Source organism: Halalkalibacter oceani (assembly GCF_023715605.1).
Classification (GTDB): Bacteria; Bacillota; Bacilli; order Bacillales; family Bacillaceae_D; genus Halalkalibacter; species Halalkalibacter oceani.
Map to the genome: position 1 here is coordinate 356,707 of NZ_JAMBOL010000001.1, position 18,028 is coordinate 374,734.

General features: G+C 48.2%; 14 protein-coding genes. All 14 read left to right on the plus strand.

The annotated features are described in order from the left end of the window. The first annotated feature begins 18 nt into the window (after positions 1–18). The 14 genes from prmA (at position 19) to M3202_RS01850 (ending at position 17,823) form a co-directional block, all read left to right on the plus strand. Positions 19–957, plus strand: a complete 939-nt coding sequence (gene prmA / locus M3202_RS01785) for a 50S ribosomal protein L11 methyltransferase (RefSeq protein ID WP_251221802.1) — start codon at positions 19–21, stop codon at positions 955–957. Between the two features lie 17 nt (positions 958–974). Further along, positions 975–1,727, plus strand: coding sequence for a 16S rRNA (uracil(1498)-N(3))-methyltransferase (locus M3202_RS01790; protein ID WP_251221653.1), 753 nt, complete (start codon positions 975–977; stop codon positions 1,725–1,727). A 5-nt stretch (positions 1,728–1,732) separates the two neighbouring features. Next, complete coding sequence (gene mtaB / locus M3202_RS01795) at positions 1,733–3,082, plus strand: tRNA (N(6)-L-threonylcarbamoyladenosine(37)-C(2))-methylthiotransferase MtaB (RefSeq protein WP_251221654.1); 1,350 nt, start codon at positions 1,733–1,735, stop codon at positions 3,080–3,082. A 367-nt stretch (positions 3,083–3,449) separates the two neighbouring features. After that, on the plus strand, positions 3,450–5,786 hold the full coding sequence (helD, locus tag M3202_RS01800; RefSeq protein ID WP_251221655.1) for an RNA polymerase recycling motor HelD: 2,337 nt from the start codon (positions 3,450–3,452) through the stop codon (positions 5,784–5,786). 352 nt (positions 5,787–6,138) lie between these two features. After that, the gene (locus M3202_RS01805; protein WP_251221656.1) at positions 6,139–7,389 is read left to right on the plus strand and encodes a M20/M25/M40 family metallo-hydrolase; all 1,251 of its coding nucleotides are present in this window, start codon (positions 6,139–6,141) and stop codon (positions 7,387–7,389) included. Between the two features lie 51 nt (positions 7,390–7,440). Continuing rightward, complete coding sequence (locus M3202_RS01810; RefSeq protein WP_251221657.1) at positions 7,441–9,030, plus strand: ABC transporter substrate-binding protein; 1,590 nt, start codon at positions 7,441–7,443, stop codon at positions 9,028–9,030. Positions 9,031–9,128: 98 nt separating this feature from the next. Continuing rightward, on the plus strand, positions 9,129–10,088 hold the full coding sequence (locus tag M3202_RS01815; RefSeq protein WP_251221658.1) for an ABC transporter permease: 960 nt from the start codon (positions 9,129–9,131) through the stop codon (positions 10,086–10,088). A gap of 19 nt (positions 10,089–10,107) precedes the next feature. After that, positions 10,108–11,040: an ABC transporter permease gene (locus tag M3202_RS01820; protein WP_251221659.1), complete on the plus strand. Its 933-nt coding sequence runs from the start codon at positions 10,108–10,110 to the stop codon at positions 11,038–11,040. Between the two features lie 31 nt (positions 11,041–11,071). Continuing rightward, positions 11,072–12,082, plus strand: coding sequence for an ABC transporter ATP-binding protein (locus M3202_RS01825; RefSeq protein WP_251221660.1), 1,011 nt, complete (start codon positions 11,072–11,074; stop codon positions 12,080–12,082). Beyond that, positions 12,066–13,052, plus strand: coding sequence for an ABC transporter ATP-binding protein (locus tag M3202_RS01830; RefSeq protein ID WP_251221661.1), 987 nt, complete (start codon positions 12,066–12,068; stop codon positions 13,050–13,052). Before M3202_RS01825 ends, M3202_RS01830 begins: the two co-directional genes overlap by 17 nt. A gap of 34 nt (positions 13,053–13,086) precedes the next feature. Next, complete coding sequence (locus tag M3202_RS01835; RefSeq protein ID WP_251221803.1) at positions 13,087–14,391, plus strand: CapA family protein; 1,305 nt, start codon at positions 13,087–13,089, stop codon at positions 14,389–14,391. 40 nt (positions 14,392–14,431) lie between these two features. Continuing rightward, positions 14,432–15,844 carry a M20 family metallopeptidase gene (locus M3202_RS01840; RefSeq protein ID WP_251221662.1) on the plus strand — a complete coding sequence of 471 codons (1,413 nt, stop codon included), beginning with the start codon at positions 14,432–14,434 and terminating at the stop codon, positions 15,842–15,844. A gap of 26 nt (positions 15,845–15,870) precedes the next feature. Continuing rightward, positions 15,871–17,139: an MFS transporter gene (locus tag M3202_RS01845; RefSeq protein ID WP_251221663.1), complete on the plus strand. Its 1,269-nt coding sequence runs from the start codon at positions 15,871–15,873 to the stop codon at positions 17,137–17,139. A gap of 168 nt (positions 17,140–17,307) precedes the next feature. Continuing rightward, positions 17,308–17,823 (plus strand): type 1 glutamine amidotransferase domain-containing protein, encoded by a 516-nt coding sequence (locus tag M3202_RS01850; protein WP_251221664.1) that lies wholly within the window; start codon positions 17,308–17,310, stop codon positions 17,821–17,823. The last annotated feature ends 205 nt before the right edge of the window (positions 17,824–18,028 follow it).

Here is an 18,028-nt window from a genome sequence, read left to right on the forward strand (position 1 = left end):
ATGGAGTTGGAAAAGATGATGAAATGGTCGGAGTTTAGTATTCATACGACTGAGGAAGCAGTTGAGCCGATATGTAATATTCTGCATGAAGCGGGTGCAAGCGGGGTTGTCATTGAAGATCCATTGGACCTCGTAAAGGAATGGGGGATTCATTACGGCGAAATCTACCAGCTCTCTCCTGACGATTATCCTGAAGAAGGGGTGCGAATTAAGGCTTATTTCCCGGTGAATAGTTTTTTGGCGGAAACGATTGAGGAAATTAAAGAAGCGATAAATGGCCTGCTCGTCTACGATTTCGATCTAGGGCATAATCATGTGCAGATAGTCGAGGTTGATGAAGAGGACTGGGCAACGGCCTGGAAAAAATATTATAAGCCTGTTAAAGTGTCAAAGTCGATCACGATTACGCCGACATGGGAAACGTATACCCCGCAGGAAGGGGAAACGATTATTGAACTTGATCCCGGTATGGCATTTGGCACGGGCACTCACCCGACGACGGTGCTCTGTATTCAGGCATTGGACCGGACGGTGAAAGGCGGGGAGAAGGTTGTCGATGTCGGTACAGGTTCGGGGGTATTAAGCATCGCTGCGGCAAAGCTCGGAGCAGAGCAGGTGCTCGCTCTTGATCTTGATGATGTCGCGGTTGTGAGCGCGAGACAAAACATAGCATTGAATCAGCTGGAAGCGAAAATTTCTGTCAAACAAAATAATCTTCTTCAAGGGATTTCCGGAACATTTGATATTGTCGTTGCCAATATTTTGGCGGAAATCGTTGTCCAGTGTATTCAAGATGCGGCAGCGATACTTAAACCGGGCGGCAGCTTTATTACATCAGGCATTATTAAGCGGAAGAAGCAAGAAGTAAAGGACGCGCTGCTTGAAGGCGGCTTTACGATCAACGAAGTCGTCGAAATGGAGGATTGGGTCGCCATTCTGGCGGAAAAGCAGGGATGAATAGAGGGCGATAAAAGATGCAACGCTATTTTGTAACAGAGGATCAGCTTTCACCGACGACGGCGATCATCACGGGTGAGGACGTCAAGCATATCTCACGTGTGATGCGGATGAATTCAGGGGATCTGATCATTTGCAGTGACGGAGCCGGCCGAACAGTGAAATGTCAAATTGAACAAATCGCCGAGAATCAAGTGACGGCGCGCATTATCGAAGAGCTGAAGCCAAACACCGAGCTTCCTGTTAAGGTGACAATTGCGCAAGGGCTGCCTAAAGGAGACAAGCTGGAATTCATCGTCCAAAAAGGGACGGAGCTCGGCGCTGTTGCTTTTCAGCCTTTTTCAGCTAGTCGCTCTGTTGTGAAATGGGAGCCGAAGAAGGTCGAAAAAAAAGTGGAGCGTCTTGAGAAAATTGCCAAAGAAGCGGCGGAACAGGCGTACCGTGAACAAATTCCAGCTGTGCTGCCAGTAAAGTCCGCTGCCGGACTTGCCGCTTTCGCCGCTCAGTTTGATATGGTGATCATTGCCTATGAAGAGGAGGCAAAAGCCAATGAACAGCAGCGGTTTGCCCAATGTCTTCAAGCTCTCACTCCCGGTCAGTCAATCTTGATTATGATCGGCCCCGAAGGCGGATTGACGGAAGCAGAAGTCAGTCAATTCGTAGAGGCTGGAGCAGTGCCATGCGGCTTTGGGCCGCGAATTTTACGTACGGAGACAGCGGCGCTTTATGCACTTGCTGCGATCTCGTACCATTTCGAATTAATGAGGTGAACAAAATGCCTACTGTTGCTTTTCATACATTAGGTTGTAAAGTAAATCATTATGAAACAGAAGCCATTTGGCAGCTGTTTCAGCATGCCGGCTACGAAAAGACCGATTTTGAGGCCAGATCTGATGTTTATGTCATTAACACATGTACAGTGACAAATACAGGAGATAAAAAAAGCCGTCAGGTCATTCGCCGCGCGATCCGCAAAAATCCGGATGCTGTCATTTGCGTGACGGGCTGCTACGCCCAGACGTCGCCAGCTGAAGTGATGGCGATTCCAGGAGTTGATATTGTCGTCGGCACGCAGGACCGTGTGAAGATGCTTGATTATATTGAGCAATTCAAGCAGGAGCGCCAGCCGATTAACGGGGTTGGTAATATTATGAAATCCCGTGTTTATGAAGAGCTTGATGTTCCGGCGTTTACAGACCGGACGCGCGCTTCGCTTAAAATTCAGGAAGGCTGTAACAATTTCTGTACGTTCTGCATTATTCCGTGGGCCAGAGGGCTAATGCGCTCCCGTGACCCGAAAGAGGTGCTGCGCCAGGCGAAGCAGCTTGTCGATGCCGGCTATAAGGAAATTGTTTTAACGGGCATTCATACAGGCGGATACGGGGAGGATCTGAAAGATTACAGCCTCGCCCGGCTGCTAGAAGACTTGGAGCATGTCGACGGATTAAAGCGCATCCGAATTTCTTCTATTGAAGCGAGTCAACTGACAGACGAAGTCATTTCGGTCATCGGCCGTTCAAAGAAGGTTGTCCGCCACCTGCATATTCCGTTGCAATCTGGCTCGAACAGTGTGTTAAAACGGATGCGGCGGAAATATACGATGGAGTTCTTTGGCGAGCGGCTGGAGCGGCTGAAGGAAGTTTTACCTGGACTTGCGGTTACATCCGATGTCATCGTCGGTTTTCCTGGAGAGACGGAAGAGGAATTTCAGGAAACATTTGAATTCATCGCTAAGCATAAATTCAGTGAGCTTCATGTTTTTCCGTATTCGAAGCGGACCGGCACTCCGGCGGCGCGGATGGAGGACCAAGTCGACGAACAGGTGAAAAATGAGCGCGTGCACCGGCTGATCGAGCTTTCAAACCAGCTGGCGAAGGAATATGCTTCCCAGTTCGAAGGCGAAGTATTAGAGATGATTCCGGAAGAAAGGGAGAAAGAAAATCCGGAAAGTGGCGTTTTCATCGGCTATACGGATAACTATTTAAAAGTAAGATTTAAAGGCGACGACCAGCTGATTGGCGAGCTGATTAAAGTGAAGATCACAAAAGCTGGCTATCCATACAATGAAGGGGAATTTGTTCGCGTATTGGATCATGAGGAGCTGAAGGAAGTCGTGAACGGCTAAACGGTTTCAAGCTGGAAGGAAGGCCGCTGCTTTCCTCCAGCTTTGATTGGTAAAAAAGAGGCTGGGATAAAAGGTTGTTTTTTGACCTTTTTCCCAGCCTCTCTAAGCAATGAGCGGAACCGCCACGATCTTTTAAAGCCCGTTGTGAGTGGGTTTCTCATAACGGGCTTGTGGCGTGTGAAGCCATTGCCAGTAGGTCCAAAGCTAGTTTTGTCTCAAGCTCTTTTTTTGATTGAAAATCATCCGATCCTATGCTAAAGTTATATAGATGCCCATCATTTAATTAAATTTAGACGTATTATCCCTATTTTAATTATACGATGTGCGCATGTTGTTCGTCAAGTCTTTTTTTTAAGGAGTGTTTGCCGTGAATGGAGAACTTCAAAAGGAGCAAAAACGGGTCGACAGTGTAATGGAAATCATTACAGAGGAAATCAGCCATTTAGAAGAGGAAACATCGAGGCGAAAAAATGAAGTCGTTCAAATCCGCAAACACTTTTGGGATGAAGTAAAGGTAAACACAGACACGTTTGATGATTACCTGGAGACGATTATCGGCTTGCGCCAGGAGGCTCAGGCTTTGTCCGTCAGCCAGAGCAGTCACCGGCTCGCTTCGAAGCGTTTGTCGACGTTGCGACGGATGCGTGAGATTCCCTACTTTGGACGAATCGATTTTAAGGAAGAAGGTGCTTCGGCTCAAGAACAAATTTATATTGGCATCTCTTCGCTCAGCGATGCCAGTGGCGAAGATTTCCTTATTTATGACTGGAGAGCGCCAATCTCAAGCGTTTACTACGATTATCAGCCTGGTCCGGCTGTCTATGAAACACCGGGCGGGGCGATTGGCGGCATGCTGGAGAAAAAATGGCAATACTTGATTCGCGAAGGCGTGCTTCAGTCGATGTTTGACACGAGTCTCACCATTGGAGATGAGATTTTGCAGGAAGTGCTTGGCAAAGGGACCGATAAACATATGCACAATATCGTCGCGACGATTCAACAGGAGCAAAACGAGATCATCCGTCATGACCGTGGAAGGCTGCTCATTGTTCACGGTGCGGCCGGAAGCGGCAAAACGTCAGCCGCCCTGCAGCGAATTGCGTATTTGCTCTATAAATATCGAGATCAGTTACATGCCGATCAAATCATTTTGTTTTCGCCGAATTCGATGTTTAGCAGCTATGTATCCAATGTATTGCCGGAGCTTGGCGAGGAAAATATGCAGCAGGTCACCTTCCAGCAATATTTGAACCATCGGCTCAGCAAGGAATTCGAAGTAGAGACCCCTTACGAGCAATTGGAATATGTATTAACCGAGACGGATGCTCCTGCATACAGGCAACGGGTTGCGGCGATCAAATGTAAAGCATCCACCCGCTTTTTTCAGGCGCTTCAATCATACAGACAATCTCTCGAAATAGCAGGAATGCAATTCAAGGATATCATGTTCAGAGGGGAACCGGTCGTCACGGCACAGCAAATGACAGAGCGGTTTTACAGTCATGACACATCCCTTCGCTTCCATAACAGGCTTGAACGTTTGCAGGATTGGCTGATGAAGCAAATAAAAGAAGTTCAGAAGGTCGAAAGGACTAAGCCTTGGGTTGAGGAGGAGATCGAGCTGCTCAGCGAGGAAGAATATCATAAGGCACACCGCTATTTGGCGGAAAAGCGCGGCTTTCAAAGAGAGGCAGTTGCCGACTACGAAATCGAGCCGGAAGCCCTTGCCCGACTAATTATACAGCAGAAAGTAAAGCCGTTGAAAAAGCAGATCAGGACGCTTCGCTTCCTCAACATAAAGGAGATGTACAGGCAGCTCTTTACAGATCCGCGGCGAATCAACCATTGGATGGAAGGAGAGATCCCGGAAGAATGGCACGAAATTTGTCAATTAACGCTCGAAATGCTGGACGAAGAGAAGCTGTATTATGAGGATGCTACTCCTTTTCTACTATTAAAAGAGCTGATTCAAGGCTTTCAAATCAACAGTTCTATTAAACATCTCGTTGTTGATGAAGCGCAGGATTATTCTTCGTTTCAATTTGAGTTTCTGCGGCGGTTGTTTCCTGCGGCTAAGATGACGGTGCTCGGTGATTTTAATCAGGCGATATTCGCCCATGCCAACGAAATGGTTGATTTCAGCACGCTTACAAGCCTCTATGGCGCGGATAAAACAGACGTCATCAATCTGTCACGAAGCTACCGCTCGACGAAACCGATCATCGAATTTACGCGAAATCTCGTTCCTCATGGCGAAAGGATCATTCCTTTTGAGCGTGCTGGTGAACGGCCTGCCGTGAAACAATTGACGAGTCAGGACGAACTGCACGGCTGCATTGCGGCTAAAGTCGCAGATTTACAAAGCGAAGGATTTTCCAGCATTGCTGTGATTTGCAAGTCGGCTGAGGAGAGCGGATGTGCCTATCAGGCTCTGTCTACCCGCATTGCTGACGTGAAACTAGTGAAAAGCAGCTCGGGCGAATACGAGGAGGGAGTCGTGATCATTCCGTCGTATTTGTCGAAGGGGATCGAATTCGATGCAGTGATCATTTATAATGCGTCGAAACATGTATATGGGGATGAAAGCCTGCGCCGAGTTTTCTATACCGTTTGCACGAGAGCGATGCATCAATTACAGCTTTACTGTGTCGGAGAGCCGAGCCCGTTTTTACGGGAGGCTTTACGGGAAGGAACTCTAGCTTAGTTGAATTCCATTTGCTGAAAAGCCGGGGTGAGGAAAAAACATGGCAGTGGCTTCGTACTGCGCCTGCTGCTTCGAGCGTGAGCCAAAAGGGGAAAAATCTACTCTTTTGGCTCACGCTCTTCTTTTTGGGTGGCAGATGGCCTGGCCGACAAGTTAAGCAGAGCGATCTCACAAAAAGTCTGTTAGATTTTATAACGAAAATGTTGTGAAGTTTTTTGTGGAGGTCTAAGATTCCAACTATAATATTTTGACAATTCTAAATTGTCGTAGTTTTCTGTATAGTTAATTCGCTCTACATCTTTTGATGGATAGGAAAAAATCACATTTAAAATGACGAAGGAGGATTTTATTTATGACGATTAGCACAACTACTTCAGAACGGGTGCAGGAAGCCTATGACAAGTTACTGGCAGAGGTGGTAACGCAAAAAGGATTGGCCTTTTTAAAAGACGATCATGAAAATACGATCAAGGAGCAGATCACGATCACGGAAATACCAGCGCCGCCTTTTAAGGAGCAAAAAAGAGCAGAGTTTATGCTAGCGCGATTAAAAGAGCTTGGGTTGGAAGAGTGCCGGATCGATGACGAAGGAAACGTCTTTGGAACGTTAAAAGGGACAGGGAATGGACCGAAAATTTTCGTGTCTGCCCATATGGACACGGTCTTTCCGGAAGGGGTCGATACGACGGTGAAAGAAGAGAACGGCATTCTCTATGCCCCGGGAATTGTCGATGATACGAGCGGCCTAGCTGAATTATTATCAGTTGTTCGTGCTTTTAAACAAACCAATATCAAAACAGTCGGCGATATCGTCTTTGGCGGTACTGTCGGGGAAGAAGGATTAGGAAATTTGAGAGGGGTGCGGGCTTTCTTTTTGAATAACCGGGATATCGACGGCTTTATCTCGATCGATGGCCCGGAAATTTCACGAATTTGCTATATGGGTACCGGCAGCTACAGATATAAAGTTACATACAAAGGACCGGGCGGCCACAGCTTTGGCGCATTCGGTCAGCCGAGTGCCACACATGCCCTAGGAAGAGCGGCGGCAGCCATTGCCGATATTCAGACGAATGCGGAGCCGAAGACGACATTTACGATTGGCGAAATCCACGGCGGCACGTCGGTTAATGCGATTGCCGAAGAAGCTTACATGCTTGTCGATTTGCGTTCCAATGATGCCGAAGAGTTAATGAAATTGGAAAGTCGGTTTCTCGATATCGTCCAGCAGGCTGTAGAGGAGGAAAATATCAGATGGAACAGTAAGGAAATGACGGTCTCACTGGAGAAAATCGGTGATCGTCCGGCAGGCTCGCAGCCCGATGATGCGCCAATTGTCCGGATCGCAGCCGGGGCGACTGAGGCGCTTGGAATTACGCCAAGCTTGGCCGGGCCGAGCAGCACGGACTCGAATATCCCGATCAGCCTTGGGGTCCCGGCGGTTACGCTCGGAAAAGGGGGCAAAGCCGGTGGTGCTCATACGCTAGGGGAATGGTTTGATCCGACAGATTCATTTGTCGGGCCGCAACGGGCTTTCTTGACGATACTTGGAATGGCAGGCGTGGAAAATGTGATCGAGCCATTACTGCCGGTGAAAAGCTAACGAGCCTGAAGTCAAGGCAAATCACTAAAAATGATGGGGGTCCTCATGCGTATGAAGAAACTATTTCTGCCGATGTTCATGATGATGCTGGCGATTGTAATCGCCGGCTGTAGCAGCTCAAGCACGACGGACTCTACAGATGATGAGAACAGCCCGAGCGACGGGACGGATGAAGAACAGGTGAGCGGCGGCGAGTTGCGGGCGGCGATCGGTCAGCAGCCTGAAACGCTTGACCCGCATATGAGTACGGGCGCGACGGTCAAATATGTGACGAGACATATTTTCGAAGGGCTTTTAGCCGCCGACTCTAGCTTCCAGCCGCAGCCGATGCTGGCGGAATCATGGGAGATTAGCGATGATGGCACGATCTATACCTTTCATTTACGAGAAGGCGTGGAGTTTCACAATGGAAAAGAGATGACAGCCGAAGATGTGACAGCGTCGATGAACCGCTGGCTGGAGCAATCCTCTGTCGCGACTCAGATTATGGGGGAAGACGCTTATTTCCAGGAGGAAGACGACTACACCGTCACGCTGCATTTGGAGGAAGCGAGATTAACAGCGATTGACGCGATCGCTTCGCCGAAGCAATTCGCCGGCATTATGCCGAAAGAGGTGATTGAGGCTGCTGATTCCACCGGGATTACCGATTATGTCGGAACCGGTCCATTCAAATTCGTGGAATGGAGGCAGGATCAGTACATTCATTTTGAAAAATTTGAGCAGTATCAGCCGGTTGATTTTCCGGCAGACGGACTGGCCGGAGAGAAAGTCGCCATAGTAGATGATCTGTTCTTTGACATCGTCACGGATTCCTCGACACAATTAGCCGGAATTCAAACAGGTCAATATGATATTGCCTATACATTGCCGAACGATAATTATGAACAGCTGTTAGATGATCCGGCGATTAACACGATGACGGATCTTTACGGGAATTCCTTCCACCATTTTAACAAAAAAGAGGGAATCTTCACCGATTTCAAGATGAGACAAGCGGTTAACGCTGCCGTCAGCAATGAAGAAATTATGCTGGGCGGCTGGTCACATCCGGATTTGTACAGCCTCAACTCAAGCTACATGGGCGAAAGCCAAGTGTGGTACAGCGAGGCAGGCGCAGACGAGTATGACCAGGCTGATCCGGATAAAGCGGCGCAGCTATTAGAAGAAGCCGGCTATAACGGCGAGGAGGTCGTTATTTTGACAAACAATGACAGTGAGCTGTATAACACGTCAGTGATCTTGCATGAGCAATTGAGTCAGCTCGGGATGAATGTCAAGCTTGATGTATATGACCGGGCGACGTATTCTGAACGCCGGACAAATTCGGCGAACTGGGATTTACTGGCGGTTGGGTTGTCAACGGTCACTACGCCTTCCCAGCATTTGTCTCTCAGTGCCTCATGGTATGGATGGACGGAGGATGAGACGGTACATCAAATGCTGGCGGAGATTGAAGCAGTATCAACATTGGAAGAGGGGACGGCAATCTGGGATGATCTGCAGGCGTATTTATGGACGGAATATTTGCCGGGGACGAAGCACGGTGACTATTACTACTATATTGCAGCGAGAGACAACGTCGAAGGAGTGACGATTCTCGAAGGGCCGATTTTATGGAACACAAGTGTAAATAAGTAACGGAGGCGGGGGAAGCGGGCTTCGATCTGCTTTACCCCTGTCGCCCTGGTTGAAGCACCACTTATTCGAAAGATGACGTTGAATAAAGGAGTTTCGAAATGAAAAATTATTTACTATATTTGACGAAACGAGTCCTGTCCCTTATCCCTGTATTATTTGTCGTCTCAGTCATTGTTTTTCTCATTATTCATATGACGCCGGGAGATCCGGCAATCGTGATGCTCGGTGAGGATGCGACGGCAGAGCAAGTTGAGGAACTCCGGCAACAGCTCGGACTTGATCTCCCTTTACACGAGCAGTATTTGAATTGGGTGCTTGGTGCGCTTCAGGTTGATTTAGGCTCTTCTTATTTCATGAGGGAACCTGTCACCGAAGCAATCATGAACCATCTTGGACCGACGATTTCACTGACGATTCTTTCTCAAATGATCGCGCTCTTAATCGCGATTCCAATTGGTATTTTTGCCGCCAGACGTCGCGGTACAATGGCGGATCAATCGGTGATGGGTGTTTCTTTATTAGGAATGTCCGTCCCTAACTTTATTCTCGGCCTGCTGACGATGCTGATGTTTGGTGTCATTTTGCGCTGGCTGCCGGTTGCCGGCTATGCCCCGTTAAGCGCCGGACTTTGGGAGCATATGAAATATTTAATCCTCCCCGCTGTCTCCTTAGGAACATTACAGGCCGCGCTGATTACGCGCATTACCCGTTCTTCGATGCTGGAAGTATTAAATAACAACTATATTAAAAGTGCCAGAGCGAAAGGGGTGAAAGAAAGGCAGATTATTTACTTCCATGCGTTTCGAAATGCCTTTTTGCCGATTTTAACTGTAATCGGGCAAACGTTTGGCGGGTTAATTGCCGGTGCAGTTATTACGGAAACGATCTTTAATATTCCGGGTATCGGCCAGCTGACGATTAATTCAATCGAACGACGCGATTACCCGATCATTCAAGGTGTCATATTCTTTGTCGCGATTGCCTATGTCGGCATTAATTTATTCGTCGATCTCCTCTACGGCTTCATTAATCCGAGGGTCCGGCTGGAAAAGAACTAGAAAGGAGGGTCAGATCGCCATGGAAATCGCTCAAAATAGCGGGAGAGTCATTGACGTTCAGCGCCAGCTGCTGAAAAATCAAAGAAGTTTGCTCGTTCGCCGCCTGCTCGGCAATAAGCAGATTGTATTCGGAAGTGTCATTTTAACGATGTTTGTCCTGTTTGCTTTGATCGGGCCGATGATCGCCCCCTATGGTCCTTATGAAATGTCGGTCAGCGACCGGCTGCAGCCTCCCAGTGCTGATCATTGGTTTGGGACGGACAATTTTGGCCGCGATATTTTTTACCGGGTGGCGATCGGGGCGCGAGTATCGCTCGGTGTCGGACTGTCAGTAGCGGTCCTTTCCTCAATTATTGGGCTGGTGGTCGGCTTATATGCCAGCTACTACCGGACGTTGGATCATATTCTGATGCGGATCTGTGACGGGCTCATGTCGATCCCGGCGATTTTACTGGCGATTGCCTTCATGGCCGCTTTAGGACCGAACACGATCAACATCGTCATCGCCTTAACGATTGTGTTCAGTCCCTATATCGCCCGGGTTGTCCGTTCGTCGGCATTGGTCGTCCGGGAGCAAACGTATATTGAAGCGATGAAAGCACAGGGGGCAAGGTCGTGGCGGATTATTTTAAAGCATATTGCTCCGAACACCATCTCACCTTTATTCGTTCAGGCATCGTTCATTTTTGCCGACGCGATTATCACGGAAGCGGGGTTAAGCTTCCTCGGGGCAGGAGTGCCGGCTCCGGATCCAAGCTGGGGAAATATTTTAGCTGACGGCAAACTGGTGATCTATAATGCCTGGTGGATGATTGTTTTTCCTGGCGCCGCTCTTATTTTATCGGTATTGAGTATTAATTTACTAGGTGACGGGCTGCGCGATTTACTTGATCCTCATGTTGGCAATAGCAAAAAAATCAAGAGGAAAAAGGCAAAAGTAAAGGCTGGCTAATTGACGAATATCGAAATGGGAGTGAAGAATGATGAAGAAGCAATCACTGTTAGATGTGCAGGAGCTAAAAACGAATTTTTATACGGAGCGCGGGGTTGTGACCGCTGTTGACGGAATCTCATTCTCCGTTGAAGAAGGAGAAATTGTCGGTGTTGTCGGAGAATCGGGCTGTGGAAAAAGTGTGACCTCCCAATCAATTCTTCGTTTATTCGATGAGAAATACTCGGTCGAATATGAAGGCTCGATCCTGTTTAAAGGGGAAAGTCTGCTCGAAAAAACATTGGCGGAAATGCAGGATATACGCGGAAACGAGATTTCAATGATTTTTCAGGACCCATCCAGCTCGTTAAATCCTGTCTACACGATCGGGCGTCAGGTGGCCGAAGCCATTTTGCTGCACAAGGATATTACCAGAAAAGAAGCCTATCAGAAAGCAGTCAAATTACTGGAGCTGACCGGCATCCCTTCGCCGGAAAAGAGGGCGCTTGAGTATCCTCATCAATTATCCGGGGGGATGCTGCAGCGGGTCATGATTGCGATGGCCTTGGCATGCGAGCCGAAGTTGCTGATTGCCGATGAGCCGACAACCGCTCTTGATGTGACAATTCAAGCACAAATATTGGATTTAATTGTGCGGCTAAATCAGGAAATCGGCATGGGAGTAATGTTTATCACGCATGATTTAGGCGTGGTCGCCCAGGTTTGCAACCGGGTGATTGTCATGTATCTCGGCCAGGTCGTCGAAGAGGCCGACGTGCGAACACTATTTACCGAGCCGCTGCACCCTTACACGAAAGGACTCTTACATTCCATTCCGAAGCTGGACGGGGAAAGGGCAGAAAAGCTGCATGTCATCGAAGGGACGGTTCCGTCTTTAACCAATGTTCCGACCGGCTGCCGCTTTGCCGACCGCTGCCCGCAGGCTGATGCGACGTGCCTTGAGCATGCGCCAGCTCTTGAGGCACAAAATGATGGTCATAAAGTGAGGTGCTGGCATGCAAGTGCTCAAAAAGAGGTGGAGACATATGTCGCTACAAACTAGCACACCGGTTTTAGAAGTCGAAAGCTTGAAAAAGCATTTTGTGATGACGGGGTCGTTCGGAAAGCTTGGTGGGGTGAAGGGAGTTGTCAAGGCGGTTAACAATGTATCGTTTACGATCCATCAGAATGAAACGTACGGACTCGTCGGCGAATCCGGCTGTGGAAAAAGTACATTAAGCCGCACCCTTTTAAAATTAATCAGCTCGACCGACGGCAAAGTGAAATATGCCAACAAAGATATTTTGCAGCTGAAGGGGAGTGAACTGCGCCATGTCCGCAGAGATGTGCAAATGGTTTTTCAAGATCCGTACACTTCGTTAAATCCGCGGCAGCGCGTCGGCCAGATTTTAGAGGAACCGCTTCTCATTCATTCGATTGGCACGAAAAAAGAGCGAATGGAAATAATGAGCGACATGCTTGAAAAGGTCGGGATGCAAGCTGACCACTTTTACCGCTATCCTCATGAACTTTCAGGTGGTCAACGACAAAGAGTCGGGTTAGCGCGGGCGTTAGTCGTCAATCCGAAAATCTTAATTTTAGATGAACCCGTCTCCGCATTAGACGTTTCGATTCAATCGCAAATCATTAACTTACTGGAAGAATTGCAAGCCGAGTTTAACTTGTCCTATCTATTTATCGCTCATGACATGGGGGTCGTCCGCCATATTTCAGATCGAATAGGGGTGATGTATCTTGGAAATCTTGTCGAAGAAGGGCCGACGGAACGGATCTTTCAGCATCCACTCCACCCGTACACGAAAGCATTGCTTTCAGCAGTCCCTGTTGCCAATCCCGATTATAAAAGAGAGCGAATCATGTTAAAGGGGGAAATCCCGTCCCCCTTTGATTTACCCTCAGGCTGTGTTTTTCATACGAGATGTCCTTTTGCTGAAGAACAATGCAAGACGGAAGTACCACAAAGAACTGAAAACGCCGCCGATCATTTTGTCTCCTGTCATTTGTATCACTAATCGTTTTCAAAAAATGAAGAAAGCAGGTGGTTTCATGGTTTCGTTTGTCGCCACAGGTGACAGTTTTATTACGAGAAAAATCGCGGACAGAGGTTCATCGTTTACGGAACTGGCGGCTCTACTCAACAGTGCCGACGTCCGCTTCACGAATCTTGAAACGACGACTCATCATGCTGAAGGGGTTCCGGCAGCCGTAAGTGGAGGAACGTGGGCGATGTCACCGCCTTATGTGTTACGTGAGCTGAAGGACTATGGCTTTAATCTCATCGCCTGGGCAAACAATCATACGCTTGATTATTCGCATGGCGGTCTTCGCGCGACGGAAACGTATTTGAACGAACATGAATTTGTCCATGCCGGAGTCGGAGAGAACCTCGCGAAAGCCAGTGAGCCGCGCTATTTGGAAACACCGTCCGGAAGAGTAGCGCTCATTGCGGCGACATCGAGCTTTCATGAGTCGGCGGCCGCAGGGGAGCAACGGCCGGATATGGTCGGCCGGCCCGGAGTCAACCCTTTGCGCTATCACACGGTTCATCACATCACAAGGGAGAAAATGAATGAGCTGAAACGGATTGCCGACACGGTGGATATCAACGCGGAGCGTAATATCCGCATAAAAAATGGGTATGAGGTAGCAAAGCGCGATGGGACCTTTCCGTTTGGCCAATACCTTTTCAAAGAGTCTGAGCAGGAAGGAAAAGCAACGGCTCCGAATGCGGAAGACGTTGAGCGGATCACGAAGGCGATCTCGGAGGCGAAAAGACAGGCGGACTATGTCCTGCTGAGCATTCATGCTCATGAAATGAAGGGGGAATCGAAGGAGCTGCCAGCTGATTTTCTTGAAACATTTGCCCGCCTGTGCATCGACGCCGGGGCGCACGCCGTCATTGGTCACGGTCCGCATATTATTAGAGCGATTGAAATCTACAAAAACCGTCCGATCTTTTATAGTCTCGGCAACTTTATTTTCCAAAATGAAACGGTCACTCACTTACCGGACGATTTTTACAAAAAATATGGGCTCAGTCATGCCAACACGGTTGCCGACGCCCTTGATGCAAGATCCTTGCAAAATACGAGAGGCTATGTGACGCAGCCGGAAATCTGGGCCTCGTATTTGCCATATTGGAAAATGGAAAATGGCGAAGTAAAGGAGCTGATGCTATATCCGCTTGAACTCGGCTTTGAAAAAACGCGCTACAACAAGGGAAATCCGGCGATTGATCGCAATAAGGAGATTTTGCTTACATTAAAAGAGCTTTCTAAGCCTTACGGAACGGAGATTGAGATTGAAGATGAGGTCGGTCGTGTCGTGTTGAAAGCCAGTGCGCTTGTCTGAGAATCAACGCAAATGAAAATATAGTAGGAGATGATGAAAAATGATTCCATCTGTAGCGTATCAGGAGCGTTTAGCCGAAATCATTGATAGCAAACGGGAGAAGCTGATCGGACTAAGTGATGACATTTGGGAGCTTTGTGAAACGAAATTTGAAGAATATCAGTCCGCCGAGCGGTTATGTCTCGCATTGGAAGAGGAAGGGTTTGAGGTTGTCCGCAATGCGGGAGGAGTCGCGACGGCGTTTACCGGGACATTTGGCAGCGGTGGCCCAACGATCGCCCTGCTCGGGGAATACGATGCCTTGCCGGGACTTAGTCAAAAAGCGGGGGTAGCTGACAAGGAACCGCTTCAGCCTGGCGGAAGCGGTCATGGATGCGGTCATAATCTTTTAGGAGTAGGAGCGTTGGCGGCCGCATTCGCCGTTAAGCACTATCTGGAAGAGCAGCGTATCCAGGCGACGGTCCGCTATTATGGCTGTCCCGCTGAAGAAGGAGGCGGAGGAAAGGCGTATATGGTGCGGGCTGGACTGTTCGATGATGTCGATATCGCACTGACATGGCATCCGATGGATGAAAATAAGGCAAATCATGCGACGATGCTGGCAACAGCGCAAATCTATTTTCAATTTAAAGGAGTCAGTTCTCATGCCGGCGCCAAGCCTCACTTAGGGAGAAGCGCCCTCGATGCGGTCGAGCTGATGAATGTCGGCGCCAATTATGTAAGGGAGCACATTATTCCAGAAGCAAGAGTCCATTACGCGATCACAAATACAGGCGGCTTTGCCCCGAATATTGTGCCGTCTGAGGCGGAGGTGCTGTATAAAGTGCGGGCGCCGGAAACAGGGCAGGTGAAAGAATTGATTGAGCGAATCACAAATATCGCGAAGGGGGCGGCATTGATGACCGGAACGGAAATGGAGCTGCAATTTGACGGATCCTCGGCCGAGCTGATCCCGAACTCCGCCTTGGCCGCTTTGCTAGCTGAAAATTTCAAAAAGATCGGGACTGAGCAATATACGCAGGAGGAAATTGATTTCGCCCGTACGATACAGGCAAGCTTTACAGAACAGCAGATGGACGTTGTCCGCCGCAATCAGAATAAAGCTATTTCAAATGACGTCACCCCTTTTTCAACGACGCTCGGCTTTATGCCGGGTTCGACAGATGTCGGGGACGTCAGCTGGAAAGTCCCGACAGGCAAAATTTACGCAACCACTTGTGCCTACGGGACTCCGTTTCATTCATGGCAGCTCGTGACCCAGGGAAAGTCATCGATTGCTCATAAAGGGATGCTCCTGGCCGGCAAGGTGCTGGCGGCAACAGCGGTTGATTTAATCGAACAGCCGGATTTAATCATTGAAGCGAAAAGGGAATTCCGTGAACAGCTCAACGGAAAACAGTACGAATCGTTAATCCCTGCTGATGCCAAGCCGTCACCGGTTAGAAAGGCGTAAAAACGATCATCGATCGAGGCCATGCCATGCTGCCGAGCCACTTTTTTAGAAAATATGCCATTTATGCCGGATTACTGTTTTTTGCGATTAATGGAATGGTTCAGCCTTTCTTTACGTTGTACGCTCAGGAAATCGGCGCATCGACGGCGGCAATTGGTTTTATGGTCACACTGCGGGCGTTGCTGCCGATCTTTATTGCGCTTCCCTCTGGTCAATTAATCGATTCAATTGGACCGATGAAAATGCTGATATTCGGTTGTTTTTTACTCGTGCTTTCCTTGTTTACGACGTTTATCGCCACAGGGCTGTGGACATTGGCTCTTTCGCAGCTATTATTAGGAGCAAGCATGGTGATCACGACTTCTTCCTTTCAAGTGATGGTATCAGAAGGTGATAAACGCGAACGCGACGGCAATATTAAAAAATACTCAATGGGGATGTCAGCTGGTGGAATGATTGGTCCGCTGCTCGGAGGCTTAATCGTCTCGCTTTTTGCTACGGATTTAATCGGGTATCGGATGTCCTTTCTTTTTTCAACGGCGGTGGCCGCGATCTGGTTGTTTGGTTCCATCGTTCTTTCACGTTATTATCCTCATCCTGATCCTGCCAAAGCCGCCGTTCAGCCGCGTGAGCTCCTCAAGGTACAAGGTGTCGCCAACAGTTATGTAAGCGGTGTTCACCTGACGAAAAACCGCGCTGTTCAATTTGGCCTGATCGGCACATTTTTAATTATGTACATTCAAGCAATCTATATGAGTTTTATGCCGCTTTACTTGCATGAGCTAGGTTATGGTACATGGATGATTTCAATCATTATCGCGGAAAAAGGTTTATCCGGTATCCTGGCGATGCTTTTGCTCGGATGGGTGATGAAGCATGCGCAGCTTGAACGCATCTTGATTACGGCGGGAATGATTGCCGCTGTATGTGTAGCGATTACCCCATTGGTCAGCTTTCATATCGGAAGCATCATTCTTTTGGTGCTTGTTATGGGAGCTGCTGTCGGGATTAATATGCCTGTCAGCATGATGATTATGGTCAATCATACGAAAGATGCAGACAGGGGGAAAGTCATGGGATTGAGGCTTCTGATGAACCGCTTTTCACAGGTCATCAGTCCCGCCGCGTTCGGCTTGTTAGGGCATACGTTAGGGCTGACGGCTGCCTTTTATACAGGTGGTATTTTTCTTGTCAGCACGATGTGCGGCTTTTCGATTTTCAGTAGTCGAAAGTTGAAATTGACATCAGCTGACGGGGCCAATAAACAACAGCAAAAGCGGGTGCGGGCTCCGTAAAAATGATTCTTTACGAACCACCTGAAGGGGATATGGCGCAAGGAAAATCGACGCCATATCCTTTGTTTATTTTCAAGAATGACTCGACATTTTCTGTACCGATTCATATGTTTTATTTTGCGTGGACGGGGTATCGTAAGAGTAGACTGAAACAGGAGAGTGATATACGTGAGTAAGAAAATAGCTGTTGTCGTAACAGACTTATTTGAGGATTCTGAGTATACGGAGCCTGTCAAAGCATTTAAGGAAGCAGGTCATGAAATTGTGACGATTGAAAAAGAAAGCGGGACTACCGTCACAGGGAAGAACAAAGAAGCATCCGTAACGATTGATAAAGGCATTGACGATGTCAAACCGGCTGACTTCGATGCTCTCTTTATTCCGGGAGGCTTTTCTCCGGACATGCTTCGCGCCGATGATCGCTTTGTAACGTTCACAAAGCAATTTGCCGAAAGCAAGAAGCCGATTATGGCTATTTGTCATGGACCTCAGCTTTTAATTACAGCCAAAGTGCTGAAAGGCAGAGACGTGACTGGATATAAATCAATTCATGTAGACCTCGAAAATGCAGGGGCAAACTTGCATGACAAGGAAGTTGTCGTTTGTGGAGGAAACCTCGTCACGAGCCGGACGCCGGACGATTTGCCTGCCTTTAACCGCGAGTCGCTCAATGTATTGAAATAAGGATCGAGCAAAAGGCGCACACTATCGCTATGATAGTGTGCGCTTTTTTTCGAAGGATAAAAATTTATAAAATTCCAGCCACCCATGTAGCCATTTCAAGGGAGTTGGTAAGCTCTTATAGCAGGGCGAAAAGTTAGTCTCGTTTCTCTTTCGCTTTTATGCTAGGATTAAAAAAGATGTACGGACAACTTTTAAAGAAAAGAGG

Excerpts from the sequence above, each read along its gene's own strand:
- prmA (WP_251221802.1), top strand. The coding sequence starts at position 19 with ATGAAATGGTCGGAGTTTAGTATTCATACGACTGAGGAAGCAGTTGAG.
- M3202_RS01790 (WP_251221653.1), top strand. The coding sequence starts at position 975 with ATGCAACGCTATTTTGTAACAGAGGATCAGCTTTCACCGACGACGGCG.
- mtaB (WP_251221654.1), top strand. The coding sequence starts at position 1,733 with ATGCCTACTGTTGCTTTTCATACATTAGGTTGTAAAGTAAATCATTAT.
- M3202_RS01805 (WP_251221656.1), top strand. The coding sequence starts at position 6,139 with ATGACGATTAGCACAACTACTTCAGAACGGGTGCAGGAAGCCTATGAC.
- M3202_RS01810 (WP_251221657.1), top strand. The coding sequence starts at position 7,441 with ATGAAGAAACTATTTCTGCCGATGTTCATGATGATGCTGGCGATTGTA.
- M3202_RS01815 (WP_251221658.1), top strand. The coding sequence starts at position 9,129 with ATGAAAAATTATTTACTATATTTGACGAAACGAGTCCTGTCCCTTATC.
- M3202_RS01820 (WP_251221659.1), top strand. The coding sequence starts at position 10,108 with ATGGAAATCGCTCAAAATAGCGGGAGAGTCATTGACGTTCAGCGCCAG.
- M3202_RS01825 (WP_251221660.1), top strand. The coding sequence starts at position 11,072 with ATGAAGAAGCAATCACTGTTAGATGTGCAGGAGCTAAAAACGAATTTT.
- M3202_RS01830 (WP_251221661.1), top strand. The coding sequence starts at position 12,066 with ATGTCGCTACAAACTAGCACACCGGTTTTAGAAGTCGAAAGCTTGAAA.
- M3202_RS01835 (WP_251221803.1), top strand. The coding sequence starts at position 13,087 with ATGGTTTCGTTTGTCGCCACAGGTGACAGTTTTATTACGAGAAAAATC.
- M3202_RS01840 (WP_251221662.1), top strand. The coding sequence starts at position 14,432 with ATGATTCCATCTGTAGCGTATCAGGAGCGTTTAGCCGAAATCATTGAT.
- M3202_RS01845 (WP_251221663.1), top strand. The coding sequence starts at position 15,871 with ATGCTGCCGAGCCACTTTTTTAGAAAATATGCCATTTATGCCGGATTA.